Origin of the sequence: Methylobacterium isbiliense (assembly GCF_022179325.1) — a bacterium.
Classification (GTDB): Bacteria; Pseudomonadota; Alphaproteobacteria; order Rhizobiales; family Beijerinckiaceae; genus Methylobacterium; species Methylobacterium isbiliense.
In genome coordinates this window covers 1-18,735 of the sequence record NZ_BPQQ01000062.1, presented here as the reverse complement: position 1 = coordinate 18,735, position 18,735 = coordinate 1, and the positions used below count along the sequence as shown (strand labels likewise).

General features: G+C 70.6%; 20 protein-coding genes. 8 read left to right on the top strand and 12 right to left on the bottom strand.

Features of this window, described 5'->3' with window-relative positions:
* Window positions 1-205: 205 nt before the first annotated feature.
* Entirely contained in the window at window positions 206-1,282 is a 1,077-nt protein-coding gene (locus MFF61_RS24270) for a RelA/SpoT domain-containing protein (RefSeq protein ID WP_238240128.1), read from the top strand.
* A 231-nt stretch (window positions 1,283-1,513) separates the two neighbouring features.
* Here the strand turns inward: MFF61_RS24270 and MFF61_RS24265 are convergent, their stop codons facing one another.
* From MFF61_RS24265 to adh, 4 genes are all read right to left on the bottom strand, one after another.
* On the bottom strand, window positions 1,514-1,837 hold the full coding sequence (locus MFF61_RS24265; protein ID WP_238240127.1) for a BrnA antitoxin family protein: 324 nt from the start codon (window positions 1,835-1,837) through the stop codon (window positions 1,514-1,516).
* A gap of 121 nt (window positions 1,838-1,958) precedes the next feature.
* A complete protein-coding gene (locus MFF61_RS24260; RefSeq protein WP_238240126.1) occupies window positions 1,959-2,099 on the bottom strand; it encodes a BrnT family toxin in 141 nt (46 codons plus the stop codon).
* Between the two features lie 84 nt (window positions 2,100-2,183).
* Entirely contained in the window at window positions 2,184-2,549 is a 366-nt protein-coding gene (locus MFF61_RS24255; protein WP_238240125.1) for a DUF779 domain-containing protein, read from the bottom strand.
* Between the two features lie 141 nt (window positions 2,550-2,690).
* Window positions 2,691-4,211: an aldehyde dehydrogenase gene (adh, locus tag MFF61_RS24250; protein ID WP_238240124.1), complete on the bottom strand. Its 1,521-nt coding sequence runs from the start codon at window positions 4,209-4,211 to the stop codon at window positions 2,691-2,693.
* Between the two features lie 267 nt (window positions 4,212-4,478).
* Between adh and MFF61_RS24245 the strand changes: the two genes are divergently transcribed.
* Window positions 4,479-6,386: a sigma-54-dependent Fis family transcriptional regulator gene (locus tag MFF61_RS24245; protein WP_238240123.1), complete on the top strand. Its 1,908-nt coding sequence runs from the start codon at window positions 4,479-4,481 to the stop codon at window positions 6,384-6,386.
* Window positions 6,387-6,460: 74 nt separating this feature from the next.
* Window positions 6,461-7,972, top strand: a complete 1,512-nt coding sequence (locus MFF61_RS24240; protein WP_238240120.1) for a caspase family protein — start codon at window positions 6,461-6,463, stop codon at window positions 7,970-7,972.
* On the opposite strand, the gene MFF61_RS24235 is transcribed toward MFF61_RS24240, so the two are convergent.
* From MFF61_RS24235 to MFF61_RS24210, 6 genes are all read right to left on the bottom strand, one after another.
* On the bottom strand, window positions 7,973-8,533 hold the full coding sequence (locus MFF61_RS24235) for an RBBP9/YdeN family alpha/beta hydrolase (protein WP_238240118.1): 561 nt from the start codon (window positions 8,531-8,533) through the stop codon (window positions 7,973-7,975).
* 59 nt (window positions 8,534-8,592) lie between these two features.
* Window positions 8,593-9,669 carry an apurinic/apyrimidinic endonuclease family protein gene (locus MFF61_RS24230; RefSeq protein WP_238240116.1) on the bottom strand — a complete coding sequence of 359 codons (1,077 nt, stop codon included), beginning with the start codon at window positions 9,667-9,669 and terminating at the stop codon, window positions 8,593-8,595.
* A 136-nt stretch (window positions 9,670-9,805) separates the two neighbouring features.
* A complete protein-coding gene (locus MFF61_RS24225) occupies window positions 9,806-10,630 on the bottom strand; it encodes a hypothetical protein (RefSeq protein WP_238240114.1) in 825 nt (274 codons plus the stop codon).
* A gap of 56 nt (window positions 10,631-10,686) precedes the next feature.
* Entirely contained in the window at window positions 10,687-11,088 is a 402-nt protein-coding gene (locus MFF61_RS24220; protein ID WP_238240112.1) for a DUF3618 domain-containing protein, read from the bottom strand.
* Window positions 11,085-11,480 (bottom strand): phage holin family protein, encoded by a 396-nt coding sequence (locus MFF61_RS24215; protein WP_238240111.1) that lies wholly within the window; start codon window positions 11,478-11,480, stop codon window positions 11,085-11,087. Before MFF61_RS24215 ends, MFF61_RS24220 begins: the two co-directional genes overlap by 4 nt.
* A 10-nt stretch (window positions 11,481-11,490) precedes the next feature.
* The gene (locus tag MFF61_RS24210) at window positions 11,491-12,012 is read right to left on the bottom strand and encodes a hypothetical protein (RefSeq protein ID WP_238240110.1); all 522 of its coding nucleotides are present in this window, start codon (window positions 12,010-12,012) and stop codon (window positions 11,491-11,493) included.
* Window positions 12,013-12,321: 309 nt separating this feature from the next.
* Here MFF61_RS24210 and MFF61_RS24205 point away from each other — a divergent pair, with 309 nt between their 5' ends.
* Window positions 12,322-13,743: an alpha,alpha-trehalose-phosphate synthase (UDP-forming) gene (locus MFF61_RS24205; RefSeq protein WP_238240109.1), complete on the top strand. Its 1,422-nt coding sequence runs from the start codon at window positions 12,322-12,324 to the stop codon at window positions 13,741-13,743.
* Window positions 13,744-13,750: 7 nt separating this feature from the next.
* Here the strand turns inward: MFF61_RS24205 and eda are convergent, their stop codons facing one another.
* Both eda and MFF61_RS24195 read right to left on the bottom strand, forming a co-directional pair.
* Entirely contained in the window at window positions 13,751-14,401 is a 651-nt protein-coding gene (gene eda, locus MFF61_RS24200; RefSeq protein ID WP_238240106.1) for a bifunctional 4-hydroxy-2-oxoglutarate aldolase/2-dehydro-3-deoxy-phosphogluconate aldolase, read from the bottom strand.
* A complete protein-coding gene (locus tag MFF61_RS24195; RefSeq protein WP_238240105.1) occupies window positions 14,398-15,333 on the bottom strand; it encodes a sugar kinase in 936 nt (311 codons plus the stop codon). The genes eda and MFF61_RS24195 overlap by 4 nt, the downstream gene beginning before the upstream one ends.
* Before the next feature lie 168 nt (window positions 15,334-15,501).
* Here MFF61_RS24195 and MFF61_RS24190 point away from each other — a divergent pair, with 168 nt between their 5' ends.
* From MFF61_RS24190 to MFF61_RS24175, 4 genes are all read left to right on the top strand, one after another.
* Entirely contained in the window at window positions 15,502-15,741 is a 240-nt protein-coding gene (locus MFF61_RS24190; protein ID WP_238240097.1) for a hypothetical protein, read from the top strand.
* Window positions 15,742-15,819: 78 nt separating this feature from the next.
* Window positions 15,820-16,152, top strand: coding sequence for a hypothetical protein (locus tag MFF61_RS24185; RefSeq protein ID WP_238240094.1), 333 nt, complete (start codon window positions 15,820-15,822; stop codon window positions 16,150-16,152).
* A gap of 180 nt (window positions 16,153-16,332) precedes the next feature.
* Complete coding sequence (glmM, locus tag MFF61_RS24180) at window positions 16,333-17,673, top strand: phosphoglucosamine mutase (protein ID WP_238240093.1); 1,341 nt, start codon at window positions 16,333-16,335, stop codon at window positions 17,671-17,673.
* Between the two features lie 168 nt (window positions 17,674-17,841).
* Window positions 17,842-18,705 (top strand): outer membrane protein, encoded by an 864-nt coding sequence (locus MFF61_RS24175; RefSeq protein ID WP_238240087.1) that lies wholly within the window; start codon window positions 17,842-17,844, stop codon window positions 18,703-18,705.
* The last annotated feature ends 30 nt before the right edge of the window (window positions 18,706-18,735 follow it).

Below are 18,735 nucleotides of genomic sequence, written 5' to 3'. Positions count from 1 at the left end.
TACGAAGCCGATCGGCTGGCGGAGTAGGAGTCACGCAATATTTGCTGATGTGCTCGACTTCGGGGGTAAATCTCGTGTGGAAGTTTGGCGTCTTGTTGTGCGTCCGTCGATTCTATGATATGCTAAGTTGTGTGGTGGTGAATTTCTCCGCCGTCGAAAATTTTGTGATTTTGTGTGGAATAATATCCTGCAGCGGTAGGACAGCATGGAATGGGCAGTTCCAGATTATTCGCGCAATCAAGTTGACAAAGCTGGCTTTGTTCTGGCTGATCCAGCCGCTTCGGCGGCAGAGCTGGCGTGGGCCTATGTGGTCATAAATAACTGGAGATCTGCGCACAGCTATCCCCTGAATACTATGCAAATCAATCTCAGGGGGAAGATAAAAAGGATGGGTAAGTCCGTACTTGTCGCTCAGCGTATAAAGAGACTTGAGTCTATACGAGCAAAGATTGAGCGTAACCAGACGAGCACAATCCAATTGTCTCAAATGCAAGATATTGGCGGTTGCCGTGCGGTGCTTCCAAGTAGCATAGATGTATCTAAGCTCGTAGCTGCCTATAAGGGCAGTCGATTCGCGCATCAACTCAAGGGAGAAAAGGATTATATCAATAGTCCGAAGAAAGACGGATATAGGTGCCATCATCTTATTTACCAATATTTCTCTACGCCCAAGCAGAATTCTGCTTATGACAAATTGCGTATAGAAATACAGATTCGTAGCATAAACCAGCATGCTTGGGCGACGGCTCTCGAAGCAGTCGGCATTTTTACCCGACAAGCCTTAAAATCAAATCAAGGTAATGACGATTGGTTAAGGTTTTTTGCCCTCACAAGCTCGGCCATTGCTGTAATGGAGCGTACGCCTATTGTCCCTGAAACGCCATCAAACCAGTCAGAGCTAATAAATGAGATTGCTCATTTATGCAACAAATTGCAAGTATTTGATGTCTTGGAGGCATACGGAAGAACAATCCTTCATGTTACCGGAGCTGAAACAAAGTTCGCAAAATATTATCTGGTAAATTTATCTCTTCAAGATAACACAATTTCTGTCAATAGATTCAGGATAGATCAATCGGAAATAGCAAATATTCAATATCTGGAAGCAGAGAAGAAGGCGCAAGAAGGCTCTGGTGATCAAGTGGTTCTTGTTTCTGTCGACTCGATAAAAGCGCTTCGGCGTGCGTATCCCAATTACTTTAGCGATACCAGAAGATTTACTAAGCTATTGAGGAACATTCTGACAAAAGAGGATCCGAGCGCTTGGGCGGTCGCGTCTTGAGAGATGCATGATATTTAAGCTAATTGCGCGGCCAATTTAAATCGATCAATATATTCACGTAGATTTGCAGTTGAAATTGCTCAGCCTCGGCGGTGAGGGCGACGATCATGCATCGCGATCGTTGGCCAGGCGCTGGTACTTGGCAATCAATCGCGCGCCCACCTCGGCGGCCGGCTTGACGCGGTCCGCGTCAGCCTCGGCAGGGCCGGCACGCTCATTGGAGGCGACGCGTCAATCGGCCATCCGGTAGCGCTTTGCCGCCTCGGCGAGGACATCGTGCATGCGGGTCTGCCATCCCGGTCCCGTCGCCTTGAAGGCGGCGAGGACCTCGGGATCGAGGCGCAGGGAGATCGGGATCCGCTTCACGTCCGCTTTCGGGCGCCCGCCGCGGCTCTTGAAGGCGGCAGCCAGGTCAGGAGGCATGCCTTCGGTTCCGGGCCTGAACTGCGCCAGCTCCTCGTCGGTCAGCGGTGGATTGTCGGAGACCTCGTCCCAATCGTCCTGCGTGTAGTGCGGGTTCGGCACGTAGCCGGGGGCGTGGTTAGAGTGCGTCATAGACGGCCCTTTCTCGGCGATTGGCCCTGCGGACGCTGACGACGTCGATCGCCTCGGAGCCGAGCGGGGCGATGATGACCACCACGACGGTCTCGCCGTTCCACGTTCCGATCAGCTTGAGTCAGGCGCGCCCGTTGCGGCTGGGCTTCGTGACCAGGGTCGCAAAACGGGCGAAGTCGAACGCCTCCTCGAACGCAGCGAGGTCGAAGCCGTGCTTGTCCAGGTTTGCAAGCCGCTTCGGCTCGTCGCAGGTGAACCTCATCCCTCACGTATATACGATAACCTGAAGGCGCAAGGGCGCGCGCCCATCATGGTCCGCGGCGGACCCGGCATCCGGAGGACCGCCTCACCCGTTCAGCGCCCGGCTCTCCTCGTCGGTGAACAGCCGGGAGCGGACGTGGAAGCGCACGTCGCGGCCGTTCTCCAGCGAGAACATGCCGCCGCGGCCGGGCACCACGTCGATGATGAGCTGGGTGTGCTTCCAGTATTCGAACTGCGCGCGGCTGATGTAAAAGTCCGCCCCGCCGATCCGGCCGAGGTGGATGTCGCTGTCGCCGATCAGGAAGTCGCCGACCGGATAGCACATCGGCGAGGAGCCGTCGCAGCAGCCGCCGGACTGGTGGAACAGGATCGGGCCGTGCGCGGCCCGCAGGGTGTCGATGAGCGCGAGGCTTGCGTCGGTGGCCAGCACGCGCGGGGGCAGGTCGGACATCGGGGCACTCCGGGGATCGAGACCAGCGGTCACGACCGATGACCGTTGGGATGACACGACGGCACCGCCGCGGCCGGGCAGCCGGGCGGTGCGTCCGCAAGCCCGCCGGTCCTGGGAGTCCGGCGGGCGGGCGACGGGGGTTCAGAAGAAGCCGAGGGCCTTCGGCGCGTAGCTGACCAGCAGGTTCTTGGTCTGCTGGTAGTGGTCGAGCATCATCTTGTGCGTCTCGCGCCCGATGCCCGATTGCTTGTAGCCGCCGAAGGCCGCGTGGGCCGGGTAGGCGTGGTAGCAGTTCGTCCACACCCGCCCCGCCTGGATGGCGCGGCCGAAGCGGTAGGCGCGCGTCCCGTCGCGGCTCCACACGCCGGCGCCGAGGCCGTAGAGCGTGTCGTTGGCGATGGAAAGCGCCTCCTCGTCGTCCCGGAAGGTGGTCACCGACAGGACCGGCCCGAAAATCTCCTCCTGGAAGATCCGCATGCGGTTGTGGCCGCGAAACACCGTCGGCTTGACGTAGAAGCCGCCTGCGAGTTCGCCCTCCTGGATGTGGCGCTCCCCGCCCGTGAGCACCTCGGCGCCCTCCTGCCGGCCGATGTCGATGTAGGAGAGGATTTTGTCCAGCTGCTCGCTCGACGCCTGCGCGCCGATCATCGTCGCCGGATCGAGCGGCGAGCCCTGCTTGATGGCCTTCACCCGGGCCACCGCCTTCTCCATGAAGCGGTCGTAGATCGACTCGTGCACCAGCGCGCGGCTGGGGCAGGTGCAGACCTCGCCCTGGTTGAGGGCGAACATCGTGAAGCCCTCCAGCGCCTTGTCGAGGAAGGCGTCGTCCTCGGCCATCACGTCCTTGAAGAAGATGTTGGGCGACTTGCCGCCGAGTTCGAGCGTGACCGGGATCAGGTTCTGGCTGGCGTACTGCATGATGAGCCGCCCCGTCGTGGTCTCGCCCGTGAAGGCGATCTTGGCGATGCGGGGCGAGGAGGCGAGCGGCTTGCCGGCCTCCAGGCCGAAGCCGTTGACGATGTTGAGCACGCCCGGGGGCAGCAGGTCGCCGACGAGGTCGGCGAGCAGCAGCACGGAGGCCGGGGTCTGCTCGGCGGGCTTGAGCACCACGCAGTTGCCGGCCGCGAGCGCGGGGGCGAGCTTCCAGACCGCCATCAGGATCGGGAAGTTCCACGGGATGATCTGGCCCACGACGCCGAGCGGCTCGTGGAAGTGGTAGGCCACCGTGTCGTGGTCGATCTCGGCGATGGAGCCTTCCTGGGCGCGGATGCAGCCGGCGAAGTAGCGGAAATGGTCGATCGCGAGCGGGATGTCCGCGTGGGTGGTCTCGCGGATCGGCTTGCCGTTGTCCCAGGTCTCGGCCAGCGCCAGAAGGTCGAGGTTCTCCTCCATCCGGTCGGCGATCCGGTTGAGGATGCGGGCGCGCTCGGCCGGCGCGGCGCGGCCCCAGGCCTCCTTGGCGGCGTGGGCGGCGTCGAGCGCCTTCTCCACGTCCTGGGCGTCGGAGCGGGCGACCTCGCAGATCACCCGTCCGGTGAGCGGCGAGGTGTTCTCGAAGTAGCGGCCGGCGACCGGCGCCTCCCAGCGGCCGCCGATGAAGTTGTCGTAGCGCGCCGAGAACGGCGAGGCGGTGCTGCCGCGCAGGAATTCAGGCTTGTTCATCACATCCCTCCCATCGTTCTCGCCAAGGCTTGCGGCCCGGCGAGCCGCCTCGTCATCAGCAGCGGCCGTGCCAGGACGGCCTCCGGATGCAGACCATCCGATGTTGCAATGCGGTAAATGCTTGAAGGAACTTCGCTCCGGGCAGAAGGATTGGTGGCACCCGATTCCCTTGGACCAAGGTTTTGGCGCGGTCAGGAGGTTTCCTCTCGACTGATCCTGCGACATCTGCGACAGGTGTCGCATCATGCGACAGACGGGAGGCTGGGCATGCACAGCCACGTGGCGACGCCCCGCACGCTGCTCGCCGCACGCCAGCGCGTCTTCGCCGAGAGCCTGTCGGCCCAGGGCGTGACGGCTCAGCGCGGTGTGGAGGCGGTGCCGGCGCCGATCCTGCGCTCCTGGCAGCGCTGCGCCGATCTCGGCCTGGATTTCGGCGCCCGGCCGCGGGTCGAGCCCCTGAGCCAGCGGGAGCTGCGCGAGGCCTGGGAGCGCAACGACGCCCTGCGCCGCCGCTGCCGCCCCGAGATCGAGGCGCTGCACGCCGACGCGCAGGCCACCGGCAGCCTCGTCATCCTCACCGATCCGAACGGGCTCGTCCTCGACACGCTCGGCAATCCGGGCTTCGCCGGCAAGGCCGCACAGGTGGCGCTCTGCCCCGGCGTGCCCTGGAACGAGGCCGCGACCGGCACCAACGCCATCGGCACGGCGCTGATCGAGCGCCGCGCGGTCGAGGTGCGGGGACCCGAGCACTATTTCGAGCCGCATCGGATCCTGAGCTGCGCGGCCATGCCGATCCTCGGCCTGCGCGGCGAGACGCTCGGCGCGCTCGACCTCTCGGGGCCTGCCGCGATGCTGCAGACCCACGCGCTCGGCATGATCCGCCTCGCGGTCGATGCCATCGAGCACCGGCTGTTCGAGGCGGTCGGCCCCGGCCGCGAGGTGCTGCGCCTGCACGACGACCCGGCGCTGCTCGGCACGCCGCGCGAAGGCGTGCTGGTGTTCGAGGAGGGCCGCCTCGTCGGCGCCAACCGCGCCGCCCTCAGCCTGCTCGGGCTCGACTGGGACGCCCTGGACCGCACGGACTTCTCGCGGCTGTTTCCGGATGCGGGCCGCCGCCAGCCCGGTGCGATCCGGCTGCGCGACGGCGAGGGCCGGCCCCTGCACGCGCGGCTCCACGAGGAGGCCGGCCGGGCGCCCCGCGCCCCGCGCCCGCACGCGGCCGCGCGGCCCGCCGCGATCCCGGCCGCGCCCGATGTCCCGGTGCTCGATGCCGCCACCGAGCGCCTGCTCGCCCGGGCGGTGCGGCTCGTCGATGCGGGCATCCCGGTGGTGGTCGAGGGCGAGACCGGCACCGGCAAGGAGGTGTTTTCGCGCGCCGCGCACGCGCGCTGCGCCCGCGCCAGGGCGCCCTTCGTGGCGGTGAACTGCGCCGCCCTGCCCGAGAGCCTGATCGAGGCCGAGCTGTTCGGCTACGAGCCCGGCGCCTTCACGGGCGCGGCGCGGCACGGCGCCCAGGGCCTGCTGCGGCAGGCCGACGGGGGCCTGCTGTTCCTCGACGAGATCGGCGACATGCCGCTCGGCCTGCAGTCGCGGCTGCTGCGGGTGCTGCAGGAGCGCGAGGTGCAGCCGGTGGGCGGCGGGCGCCCGGTGCCGGTGGACTTCGCCCTGATCTGCGCCACGCACCGCGACCTCGCCCGCCTCGTCGAGGAGGGCGCCTTCCGGGCCGACCTCTACTACCGCATCGCCCCCTACCGGGTGGCGCTGCCGCCGCTGCGGGAGCGCCGGGACCGCCAGGAGGTGGTGCGCGCCCTCTGGGACCGTCTCGGCGGCGCGGCGCGCGGCGTCGCGCTCGCGCCGGCCTGCGAGGCGGCGCTCGCCGCAGCGGTCTGGCCCGGCAACTTCCGCCAGCTCGTCGGCACCCTGCGCGCGCTCCTCGCCCTCGCCGATCCGGGCGGGACCGTGGAGCTCGACGCGCTGCCGGAGGGCGTGGCGCAGAAGGCCCCCCGCGGCGCGGCGCCCCCGGCCGCGCCCGCACCGGAGCCCTCCGGCCGGCTCGACGGCATCGCGCGCGAGGCGATGCGGGCGGCCCTCGACGCCGCCGGCGGCAACGTCTCGGAGGCCGCGCGCCGGCTCGGCATCAGCCGCAGCACGCTCTACCGGCGCTGCCTCTCGTAGGGCCGTGCGGGACTTTTCCGGCTCGACCGTCCATCGTACATCTCGGCCGCTAGCGTGACCGGGGAGACGGGGCGATGGGCCGGCAACTCGCGCGGATCGCCGCACTGGCGCTGATCCTCGTCGCGGCGGGCGGCGGGGCGCGGGCGGAGACCCGGGTCGCCCTGGTGATCGGCAATGCCGCCTACGCGGCGGCGCCGCGCCTCGACAACCCGGCCCGGGATGCCGCCCGGGTGGCGGGCGCCTTGCGCGCGGCGGGCTTTCGCACCGTCACGACGGTGCGCGACGCCGGCCGGGCCGACCTGATCGCGGCGCTCAACGCCTTCTCGGAGGCCGCCGAGCGGGCCGACTGGGCGCTCGTCTACTTCGCCGGGCACGGCGTCGAGGTGGGCGGGACCAACTACCTTGTGCCGGTGGATGCGCGCCTGCGCAGCGACCGTGACATCGCGGACGAGGCCGTCCCGCTCGACCGCGTGCTCCAGGCCCTCGAACCGGCCCGCAAGCTGCGCCTCGTCATCCTGGACGCCTGCCGGGACAACCCCTTCCTCGACGCGATGCGCCGCACCAGCCCGACCCGTTCGGTCGGGCGCGGGCTGGCCCGCATCGAGCCGGAGGGCGGCACCCTGGTGGCCTTCGCGGCCAAGCACGGCCAGACCGCGCTCGACGGCGAGGGCGAGAACAGCCCCTTCGTGCAGGCGCTGACCCGCCGCATGGCGATGCCGGGGCTCGAGATCAACAAGGTCTTCCGCCTCGTGCGCGACGACGTGCTGGCCGCCACCGGGCGGCGCCAGGAGCCCTTCGTGTACGGCTCGCTGCCGGGCGAGGACTTCTTCTTCGTCGGGGATGCCGGCGTGAAGCCGGCGGCCGAGGCGGCCCTGGGCCTCGGCGCGCCGCCGGCCGGCCCGGCTCCGCCCGCGCAGGTCGCGGCCCTTCCCCCGGTGCGCGAGCCCGCCGCCCCGCGTCCCGCCGCGCCCGAGGGCAACGCCCCGGTCAACGCGCCCCTCGTCGGCTTCTCGCGCAGCAACGCGGGCTGGCACGCCACCGTATCGCTGCCCGAGCCGGCCATCGCGCTCGCGTGGCGCCTCGGCGAGGCGGGCGCGTTCCAGGACACCGGCCTCCTCGACGTCATCGACCAGCGCACCGGCCGGCGGATGCCGAACCCGTCGATCGCGCTCGACGCGGATGCCAAGCCCGGGACCCTGCAACTGCGCTACGTCGATGCGGCGGGCGCGGTGGTCGGCCCGTTCCCGATCGCCTTCGACCCGCGCGAGGCGCTGCTGCGCGACCAGCGCCGCACCATCGAGATGGTGTCGGGCTCCTGGCTGTCGTTCCGGGACTTCAACGGGGTGCTGCTCTACTACACGGCGCTGGTCTCCTACCGCTGCGCCATCCGCGAACTGCGCATCGGCCTCGACCGGCCGGAGCCGGACCGCGTGGTGCCCCTGCCGCCCTGCGACGAGGCGAACCCCTTCGCGATCCCGGGCCATCTCCTGCCCTATCTCAAGGTGCCGGCCGGGACGCGCTCGGCCTCGGCTCAGATCGTCTACCGCGACGGCTCCGTCTCGCCCGTGAAGGTCTTCCGGCGCTGATCAGAGCGGCCGCAGGAAGCCGGCGAAGCGCATCAGCCCTTCCGGCCAGGGACCGTGGCCGCTCTCGCCGTTGAGGTGGCCGGATTCACCCGCATCGACCAGCTCCGCCCTCCAGGCCGCCGCGAAGGTCTCCGCCCGCGCGTAGGCGGTGTAGGGATCGGTGCGGCTCGCCACCAGCACGGCCGGGAAGGGCAGGGGATCGTGCGGGATCGGCGCGAAGGCGCGCAGGAAGCCCGGCAGGAGGCCCGGCAGGTCCGGCCGCTCGACGTCCGGCAAGGCGACCAGGAAGGCGCCGCGCACCGCGCCCGGGGGCAGGTAGGGGGCGGCCTGGACGGTCGAGACGACGCCGAGGCTGTGGGCGACGAGGATCACCGGCCGCGTCGCGGCCTGCACCGCCGCGATGATCGCATCCCGCCACGGCTCCGGCTCCGGGTGGTCCCAGTCGGGCATGGCGACGCGCCGGGCGGTGGAGAGCCGCTCCTGCCAGCGGCTCTGCCAGTGGTCCGGTCCGGAATTGCCGTAGCCCGGGATGACGAGGATGTCGCAATCGGCGGTTCGCATCGCCCGGACCGTAGCGCGGGTGCGGCCACCGGTCGATACGGGTGACGCGCCGATCCGGGCTACTCGGCGGCCAGCACGGCGGCCGGGCCGGCGATGTGCCGCGCGAGGGCTACGGAGGCGAGGTTCTTGTGCTTCGCCTCGATCTCGAAGTCGCTCCAGGCGAGGTGGCGCGCCACGAGGTCGTTGACGGCGCGGTTCCACATCAGGTCGGAATGGGCCGCGAGGTCCCGGCCCTTCAGGCCGGCCGCGAGGAGCCCCGCGAAGTCGGGCCGCCGGTCGGGGTCGTGGCCGGGCAGGAGGTCCTCGCGCGACACGCTGATGTGGCTCACCGGGCGCACGCCGCGCCAGGAGGCGACGATCCGGGCGATGCGGGGATCGTCGGGCTCCAGGTACTCGCCCCGGCTGTGGATCCAGTGGTGGTGCAGGTCGAGGACGACCGGCACGAGGTCGCCGAGCTGCAGGACGTCGTCGAGGCCGAACGAACTCTCGTCGTTCTCGACCGTGACGAGGTTGCGCGCCGCCTCGCTCACCCGGGGCAGCGTCTCGCGGAAGGCCGCAAGGCCGGGATCGCGCGCGCCGACATGGATGTTCACGTGCGCGCCGTCCGGGTGCCAGCCCGCGCCGTAGCCCATCATCGCCATCACCTCGGCGTGGTAGTCGAGTTCGGCGATGCCGTTGGCGAGCGCGGCGGGGTTGCGGCTCGCCAGGATGCAGAACGGGCCCGGATGCATGCTGAGCCGCACGCCTCCCGCCCGCGCCGCCTCGCCGACTCTCGCCAGCCCCGCCTCGATGGCGGAGCGCAGGTCCGGCTCGGCGTAGAAGTCCCGTACCTCCGGGTGGGTGTAGCCCGGCAGGATCGAACTCGCGAGGCGCAGCAGCCGCTCCAGCGGCGGGCGCCCGGCCACCCACTCGACCTGCCGCCGCAGGGCCGCGAGGTTGTGGGTCACGACCGCGGCGAGCTTGTCGCGGGCCGCGCCCGGATCGAGCCGGCGCAGATGGGCGATCGTCACGCTGGTGACGTTCATCGCCAGGGCCGCGTCCCTGGCGGCCTTCAAGGTCCGGTGCGCGTCGGGCGCCTCGTCCGGGATGAACTTGCAGCAGAAGCCGAGGCGGGGCGGGTCGCGGGTGGGAAGCATGGGCGGACAACGCCGGGGCAGGCCCGGGGTTCGGCCACGCCTAAATGCGACGAGCCCGCCCCGCCGGAAGGCGGAGCGGGCTCCTGGTGTGAGGGAGGGTCCTGCGACGGCGCGCGAGACGCCCGGACCCGCAGCCTCAATGCGTCTGGATGGTGCCGCCTGGGCGAGACGTCTGGCCGGGCGCCTGCCCCTGACCGTGTCCCTGCCCCTGGGCGGAGGCCTGAGCCTCGCCGCGCGGCTGCTTCAGCTCCTCGGAGGCGGCGTTGGCGGCCGCGCTCGCGGCGTCCTGCGCCTGGTCGAGGGCGGTCTCGACGAACTGGCGCCCGCGCTCCGTCGCGTCGCGGGCATAGCGCATGCCCTGGTCGCGCAGGTCGTCGGCCCAGGCGCCGACCGCCTGATCCTCGCGGCGGGTGCGCGGCAGGAGCGCCCCGATCAGCATGCCGGCGGCGAGGCCCACCACGCCGACGAGCACCGGGTTCTCGCCGACGAACCGCTCCACCGCGCTCTGCCCGCGGGCGAGGTGCTGGCCGCCGCGGTCGCGCAGGTCCGCGTAGCGGCGCGCGCCGGTCTCCACCGCGTCGTTCGCCCAGTCGCGGGCCCGGTCGATGCTCTCGGAGCCGCGGTTCTGGAAGGCGCGCGAGGTCTCGCTCGCCCGCTCGTGGGCCTGCGAGATCGCGTCCGTGGCGGTGCGCTTCAGCCGCTCGGCCGTCTCGTCGGCGGTCCGGCGCAGCTGCTCGGCGGTCTGCCCGACCGTCTCGCTGGCCTTGGCGGCGAGGTTGGTGGCCGAGGACTGGGCGTCGGACGCGGCGGCGCCGGCGCTCTGCGAGGCGATGGTCTTCGCCGCGTCGAGGGTCTCGCGGGCGGTGGCGTGATCCTGGTGCAGGTTGCGCTCCGGGCCCGTGCCGGGGACATGCGCCGAGGGGGCGTCGGGGGTGGCGGGCTTGATGGTGTGGTCGGCCATGATGCGGTGATTCCTCATGATCGGGGGCTGCCCGGCGGCGGGGCGGCCCGCTCGCGTCAGATCTGGGCGGCTTCCGGCCGCGCGATCCCGTTGGGGCTCGGGCGGTCGCTGGCACGGTCGGGATCGTAGATCCGCGCCGCGCCGTCGTTGCGCACCGGGACCGCCTCGGCGCTGCGCGCCGTCTCCTCCAGGTGCCGGCGGCGGCGCGCATCCTCGGACACCCGGTGAAGCAGCCAGCCGACGCCCGCGGCGATCAGCATGACCGGCACCGGGTTGCGTCGCACCGCCGCCAGCGCGCCGTCGTAGAGGCCGTTCATCGGCGACTGGCGCACCGTGCCCAGCATCTCGTCGAGGATGCTGGCGGGCGTCAGCCGGTCCTGGATGCGGTCGATGGTCTGGTCGAGCCGCGCCCGGGTCTCTTCGATGTCGTGTTCGAGGTCGGAGATCGACTGGGTCATCCCGAAACCCTTTCGGACAGAACCCGCGCGTCCTGGCGCACCTGGCGCGTGGTGCGCGTCGGCGCCAGGGTGGAGGCCGACATGGCGCTGCGGCCGGCGAGCGCGAGGCCGACCGCCACGAGCAGGAAGGCGCCGCCGACGATCAGGGCGGCCAGCGCCTCCGAGCCGACGAGCGTCGCCACCCACTTCACCAGGGCGTCGACCAGCACGAGGAGCGCCACCACCGCGAACACCGCCGCGCCCACCATCATGCCGAGGCCGAGGAACAGCGTCCGCAGGTTGTTCGACATCTCGGTGCGGAAGAGCGCGATCTCCTTGCGGGCGAGGTCCGTGGTCTCGCGCAACGCTTCGGCGAGCAGCCCCTGGATGCTGCCGTTGGACGGATCAGCCATCGCGTCCTCCTCAGGCCGGGTAGCGGATGCCGGGCCGCCGCGAGCCCGCCTGGGCGTCGCGTCCCGGGACGGCGTGGGACGGATGCGCCGACGCCTTGATGAAGCGCGCCGCCAGGAACCCCGTTACGAAGGTCGCCACCGCCACCGCGGCGGGCCGGCGCCGGGCCACGGCCTCGATGTCAGCGTAGAACTCCTCGAAGCTGCGCTCGCGAATCGACCCGGCGAGCTGGTCGAGTCCCTCCGCCGCGCTGTCGAAGAACGCCTTCACGTTCGGCTGCTGCTCCAGCCCGTTGCCCGAATCGCGCAGCGCCTTGGCGAAATCCGCCACGGATTGCGCCGCATCGTCCTTGCGCCGGACGACGTAGCCGTTGACCTGCTCGCGCGCCGCCTCGACGAGGCCGTAGCCGCGCTCCAGCGCCACGTCGCCGATCTGCCGGACGTCCTGCCCCAGCTCCGACCAGTCTGCGGGCCGGCCCGCGGAGGCGCCAGCGTCCTCGGTCCGGTGCCGCCCGTTCTCGTAACCCGCGCTCATCACCAGGACTCCTTAGAAGAGTGAACATCCCTGCCTGCCGCCCGGAGAGCGGGCGACAGTGATTGTGCGGGTAACCGCAGCCGCGACACAGAGTTCCGGCGGCGCGTGCAGGGCCGTCGGCGGTGCGCCGGAGCGGCCCAGCGAAAGCTGTGGAGTTTGGCAGCGCCGCCGCTGCGGGAACTGCAACCGATGCGCCCGGCGAGGGTTGACCCGCGCCTGCGGATCGCGCTTGCTTGCCGCGCGTTCTACGCAGGTACCGGGTGCAAAGGGTGCAAAGCCCAGCCCCGTTCTCGGGAGTGGTTGAGAGCCGTGTCACGCCTGATCATCGTCTCGAACCGCGTCGCCGTCCCGGAAGCGGGATCCAAGGCGGTCGCGGCGGGCGGCCTCGCGGTCGCGCTGAAGGAGGCCTTCAACGCCTATCGCGGGTTGTGGTTCGGCTGGAGCGGGAAGATCGCGGAGACGCCGTCGGGCAGCCCCGCCATCGCCGACCGGGGCCGGGTGCGCTACGCGGTGATGGACCTCTCGCCCCAGGACCACCGCGAATATTACAGCGGCTTCGCCAACCGCGCCCTCTGGCCGATCATGCATTACCGGCTCGGCCTCGCCGCCTATTCGCGGGCCGACTATGCCGGCTACCAGCGGGTCAACCGCATCTTCGCCCAGGCGCTGGCGAGCCTGATCGAGCCCGGCGACCTGATCTGGGTGCACGATTACCACCTGATCCCCCTCGCCTCGGAGCTGCGGGGGCTCGGGGTCGCGAACCCGATCGGCTACTTTCACCACATCCCCTGGCCGTCGGGCGAGGTGTTCAACACGCTGCCGGCCTCGACCGAACTCCTGCGGGCGGTGGCCGATTACGACCTCATCGGCCTCCAGACCGAGAGCGACGTCCACAACCTCTCGCGCAACCTCGTCGACGAGTTGCGGGCGATCCCCCTCGGCGGCGGCTCGCTGATGGTGGACGGGCGGCGCACCCGCATCCGCAGCTTCCCGATCGGCATCGACGTCGAGGGCTTCCGGCAGGCCGCCGACCGGGCGGGCATGAACCGCACGGTGCGCGACACGGTGGCGGGCCTGCGCACGCGCAAGCTCCTCATCGGCGTCGACCGGCTCGACTATTCCAAGGGCGTGCCCGAGCGCATGGAGGCGGTGGAGCGCTTCTTCGCCTCCAACCCCGACCAGCGCGGCAACGTCGTCTTCCTGCAGATCGCCCCGAAATCCCGCACCGAGGTGCCGGAATACGAGCAGCTCAGCCGCGACGTGAACGAGGTGCTCGGCAACATCAACGGCTCGCTGGGCGAGCCGTCCTGGACACCGATCCAGTACGTCACCAAGGCCTATCCGCGCGCGGTGCTGGCGGGCCTGTACCGGGCGGCGCGGGTCGGCCTCGTCACGCCGATGCGCGACGGCATGAACCTCGTCGCCAAGGAATACGTCGCGGCGCAGAGCGAGGAGGATCCGGGCGTCCTCGTCCTGTCGAAGTTCGCGGGCGCCGCCCGCCAGCTGCCGGAGGCGCTGCTCGTCAACCCCTACGACCGGTTCGAGGTGGCCGAGGCGATCCGCGCCGCGCTCTACATGCCCAAGGCCGAGCGCCTGGAGCGCTGGAAGCCGATGTACGAGCGCATGGCGCGCGAGGATGTGGATTGGTGGGCGCGCACCTACCTCGCCGACCTCGAGACCTTCCGCACCGTCGAGCGCGAGCCCCCGACCGCCGCGGAGGCCGCGCAGTAGGACCCGCTCAGGCGAGGTTCGCCAGCGTGCGGCGCGCCCGCTCGGTGATGGCCTCGAAGCGGCCCTCGCGGATCTCGGCCTCGGGCGCGAGCCAGGAGCCGCCCACCGCCACCACGTTCGGCAGCGCCAGCCACGCCCGGGCGTCCTGCTCGCCGATGCCGCCGGTCGGGCAGAAGCGGGCCTGCGGGAAGGGGCCGGCGAGCGCCTTGAGGGCCGCCATGCCGCCGGCCGGCACGGCGGGAAAGAACTTGGCGATCCCGAAGCCCGCCGCCAGCACCTGCATCAGTTCGGAGGGCGTGGCGATGCCGGGCATGAAGGCCATGTCGCTCTGCGCCGCCGCCCGCAGCAGCTCCGGCGTGGCGCCGGGGCTGAGCGCGAAGCGCGCCCCGAGGTCGTGCGCGGCCTGAAGATCGTCGGGCGTCAGCACCGTGCCGATGCCCACCACCGCCTCCGGCACCTCCGCCATGATCGCCCGCGCGGCGTCGCGCGCCACGGGCGTGCGCAGGGTGATCTCCAGGGTGCGGATGCCGCCGGCCACGAGCGCGCGGGCGAGCGGCACCGCATGGGCGAGTTCCGGCACGGTGATGACCGGGATCACCGGGGATTCGGCGAGGAGCGCGTCGAGGCGCGCGAGGCGGGTGGCGGCGGGGCTCGTCATGCGCTGGCTCCGGGAACACGGAAGGGGAGGGCCGGCATCGCATCCGGCGGGATGACGGCGCCGCGATGGCCGATCACCGCGCCGGCGAGGCGGTGGGCGGCGGCGGCGGCGGCGGCCGGATCGAGCCCCGCGAGGCGCGCGGCGAGGTAGCCCGCCGCGAAACTGTCGCCCGCCGCCGTGGTGTCGACCACCCGGGCCACGGGCTCGGCCGGCACGCGCGTCTCCGCCTCGCCGTGCAGAACCCGCGCCACGGGCGCCCGGGCGCTCGAATCCTTGAGCACGATCTCGGCCCGGCCGCGATGGCGCAGCGCCTCCGCCTCGCCCGCCTCGCCGTAGAGCCAGTCGAGATCCTCGACGGAAGCGAAGATCAGGTCGGCCTGCGCCATCGCCGTGCGGAAGACGGCCCGCGCCGCCTCGCGGTCCGGCCAGCCGCGCGGGCGGTAGTTGGTGTCGAAGGCCACCCGCCCGCCGCGGGCGCGGAGCCGAGCGAGCGTCTCGGCGAGCGCCGCGCGGCCCGCCTCGCCGTAGAGCGACAGGCTGATGCCGGAGAGATAGACGACGTCGTAGCCCTCCAGCGCCGCCCGGGCCGCCGCGCCGCCCGGGCCGGCGAGGAGATCGCGTGCCGCTGCGCTGTCGCGCCAGTAGTGGAAACTGCGCTCGCCCGCCGCGTCGGTGCGGATGATGTAGAGGCCCGGCATGCGCCCGGGCAGGCGGCGCACCTGCGACAGGCCGATGCCTTCGCGGCCCCACGCCTCCGCCATCTCGTCGCTCCAGGGATCGTCCCCCAGCGCCGTGACGTAGTCGACCGCGACGCCGAGGCGGGCGAGGTAGAGGGCGGTGTTGAGCGTGTCGCCGCCGAAGCCGCGGCTCAGCGTTCCGTCGGGGCGCTCGCTCAGCTCGACCATGCACTCGCCGACGCAGGCGACCCTCATGCGGCCTCTCCGGGTTTTCCCCGCCCAGCCCTAAGCCCGCCGGTCGCCGTGTCAACGGCCGCGGAGCCCCCGCGGCTTAGCCCTTGCGCGGTCCCGCGCGATGGGATGAACCTTGGGGATGAACCTTGGGGGGCTGCCGGCATCGGGCCGGCCGACCACGTGAGCGACATGGCCCAGTTTCGACTCCGGGTCGCGGCGCGCGACCGGCACGGCATGGTGGCCCGCCCGCAGCGCACCGTGCCGATCGAGGCCGCCACCGTGCGGCAGGCCTCGGCCATCGCCCTCGGCCGCGCCGACGAACTCTTCTCCGACGAGGCCAACCTCGCCTGGCTGGTGGACGAGGCGGGCGACCTCGTCTGGACGCTGCGCATCGAGGAGGCCGAGCCCGTTCCCGACGCGCGGCCCTGAGGCGGGCGCCATCCTGGCGCCGCATTGGCAGGCCGAAAGGGTCCCGCCGAGCGCCCGCGGGCGCGCATGGATGCCCCGATGCGACGCCGTCCCGCCGTCCTCCTCGCCGTGTTCCTGGCCGCCGGCCTCGCCACGCCGGCCGCCGCCGACTGGCGCTACTGCCTCGCCCGCGGCCCGGCCGGCACCGTCTATCTCTCGACGCCCTTCTCCAGCGTCGACGCGATGGTGAGCCTCGGCGAGGCGTTCGGCCGGCGGCTGGACACCGAGAAGCGCGCCCACGATCCCGTCCAGTGCCCCCGTGCCGGGGATGCGGCGGCGCTGCGCGCCATGCGCGAGGCGGCCCTGCGCTTCAACCGCCAGGAGGGGCTCACGGTGGTGGAGGTGAATTGGGCGCCCGACACCAAGCCGTGACGGTCCCGGCGCCGTGACGGTCCGGCCGCGCCGGGGCAGGCCTGCCCGGGGCCGGACGGAACTGCCTCGATTCGGCGCAACCGGGCGCATAAGCTGTTCATTCGGGCCGGGCATGGTGCTTGCGGCCTGCGGCCGGGATCCACCGGGGATGGCCCGCAACGAGACACGAGGGAGAGAACCGTGCGCAAGTACTTCGGAACCGACGGCATCCGGGGCCGGGCGAACGGCGTCATCACTCCGGAACTCGCCCTCAAGGTAGGACAGGCCGCCGGCCTCGTCTTCCAGCGCGGCGACCACCGCCACCGCGTGGTGATCGGCAAGGACACGCGTCTGTCGGGCTACATGATCGAGACCGCGCTCGTCGCGGGCTTCACCTCGGTGGGCATGGACGTGCTGCTCCTCGGGCCCATGCCGACCCCGGCCGTCGCCATGCTGACCCGCTCGATGCGGGCGGATATCGGGGTGATGATCTCGGCCTCGCACAATCCCTACGAGGATAACGGCATCAAGCTGTTCGGGCCGGACGGCTTCAAGCTCAGGGACGAGGTGGAGCAGGAGATCGAGCGCCTGCTCGAATCCGATCTGCAGAAGCGGCTCGCCGGCTCGGGCGATCTCGGCCGGGCCAAGCGGATCGAGAGCGTGCACGCCCGCTACATCGAATTCGCCAAGCGCACGCTGCCGCGCAATCTCACCCTCGACGGCTTGCGGGTGGTGGTCGATTGCGCCAACGGCGCCGCCTACCGGGTCGCCCCCGAGACCCTGTGGGAACTCGGTGCCGAGGTGATCGCGATCGGCACCGAGCCGGACGGGTTCAACATCAACCGGGACGTGGGCTCGACCGCGCCGGACGCGCTGGTGCGCAAGGTGCGCGAGCTGCGCGCCGACATCGGCATCGCGCTAGACGGCGACGCCGACCGGGTGCTGGTGGTGGACGAGAAGGGCCAGCGCGTCGACGGCGACCAGCTGATGGCCGTGGTGGCGCGCTCGTGGAAGGAGGACGAGCGCCTGACCAAGGCCGGCATCGTCGCCACCATCATGTCCAACCTCGGCCTGGAGCGCTACCTCGGCGGCCTCGGCCTCGGCATGGTGCGCACCGCGGTCGGCGACCGCTACGTGCTGGAGCATATGCGCGAGCACGGCTACAACCTCGGCGGCGAGCAGTCCGGACACATCATCATGTCCGACTACGCCACCACCGGGGACGGCTTGGTGGCCGCACTCCAGCTCCTCGCGGTGGTCAAGCGCCAGCAGCGCCCGGTGAGCGAGGTCTGCCACTGCTTCGATCCGCTGCCGCAGATCCTCAAGAACGTGCGCTACGCCTCGGGCGAGCCCCTGCGGCAGGATTCCGTCGTCACCGCCATCGAAGGCGCGCGCCAGCGCCTGGGCAATGCGGGCCGGCTCGTCATACGCCCCTCCGGCACCGAGCCGGTGATCCGCGTCATGGCGGAGGGCGACGATCGCAGCCTCGTCACCGAAGTCGTCGACGAGGTGGTGGAGGCGCTGCGCAAGGCCGCGGCCTGATCGGGCGGCCGCGCCGGGCTCCGGCGCGGCCGTTCAACCAGGGCGCGCCACCCGGTAACGATAAAGTTTAACGTTAAGCCAGGGTTTACCTCTTGCTTCGATAGTCATGACGTCATCCAGGTCCCGGCCGCGTTCCAAGGTGAGCGGCCTTCCAAGCAAGGATCCGTCATGGGCCGCTGCAAGCCTCTCGCGCTGGCGCGCATTCTCACGCTCGCAGCGAGCGTGGGCGTGCCGGGCCTCGCTCACGCCGCCGACCTCCTGCCGCCTCCGCCCCCGCCGCTGCCGCCCCCGCCGGTCGATGTCGGCGGCGGCTGGTATCTGCGCGGCGACGTCGGCGTCGGCATCCTCGATCTGCGCAAGACGGTGGTGGAGGACGTCTCGACCCCGCCGATCCCCTACAATTACAGCGCGATCCAGGATCACGTCGGCGACCAAGTCTTCGTCGGCGTCGGCGTCGGCTATCAGTTCAATCCCTGGCTGCGCTTCGACCTGACCGGCGAGTACCGCACCAAGGCGGAATGGCGCTTCGTCGCCGAGGACCTCTCCTACGGCACCCGCGGCGGCTACAATCTCACTGCGGGCAAGTTCTCCTCCGTCGTCGCGCTCGCCAACGGCTACGTCGAACTCGGCAACTGGTACGGCGTCACCCCCTTCATCGGCGCCGGCGTGGGCTTCGCGCACCACATGTTCGGGTCCGTGACCGACCAGGGCCTGGGCACCTATTCGGGCGGCTTCGGCTACGGCGGCTCCAAGGACAAGACGAACTTCGCCTGGGCGGCCCATGCGGGTCTCGGCTACGCGGTCACGCCCAACGTGAAGCTCGAACTCGCCTATCGCTACCTCAACATGGGCGAGGCCGAGACCGGCGTGGTGGGCTGCCTGCCGAGCTGTGCGCTGAAGACCGTCTACCGCGCCAAGGACCTCGAGTCCCACGACATCAAGCTCGGCATGCGCTGGCTGCTCGGCGGGCCGGTGGTGGCGCCGGTCGCCGCCTACGAGCCCCCGCCGCCGCCGCTCGTGCGCAAGTACTGACCCTACCATCGAAGGAATGCGCGAGGGCGG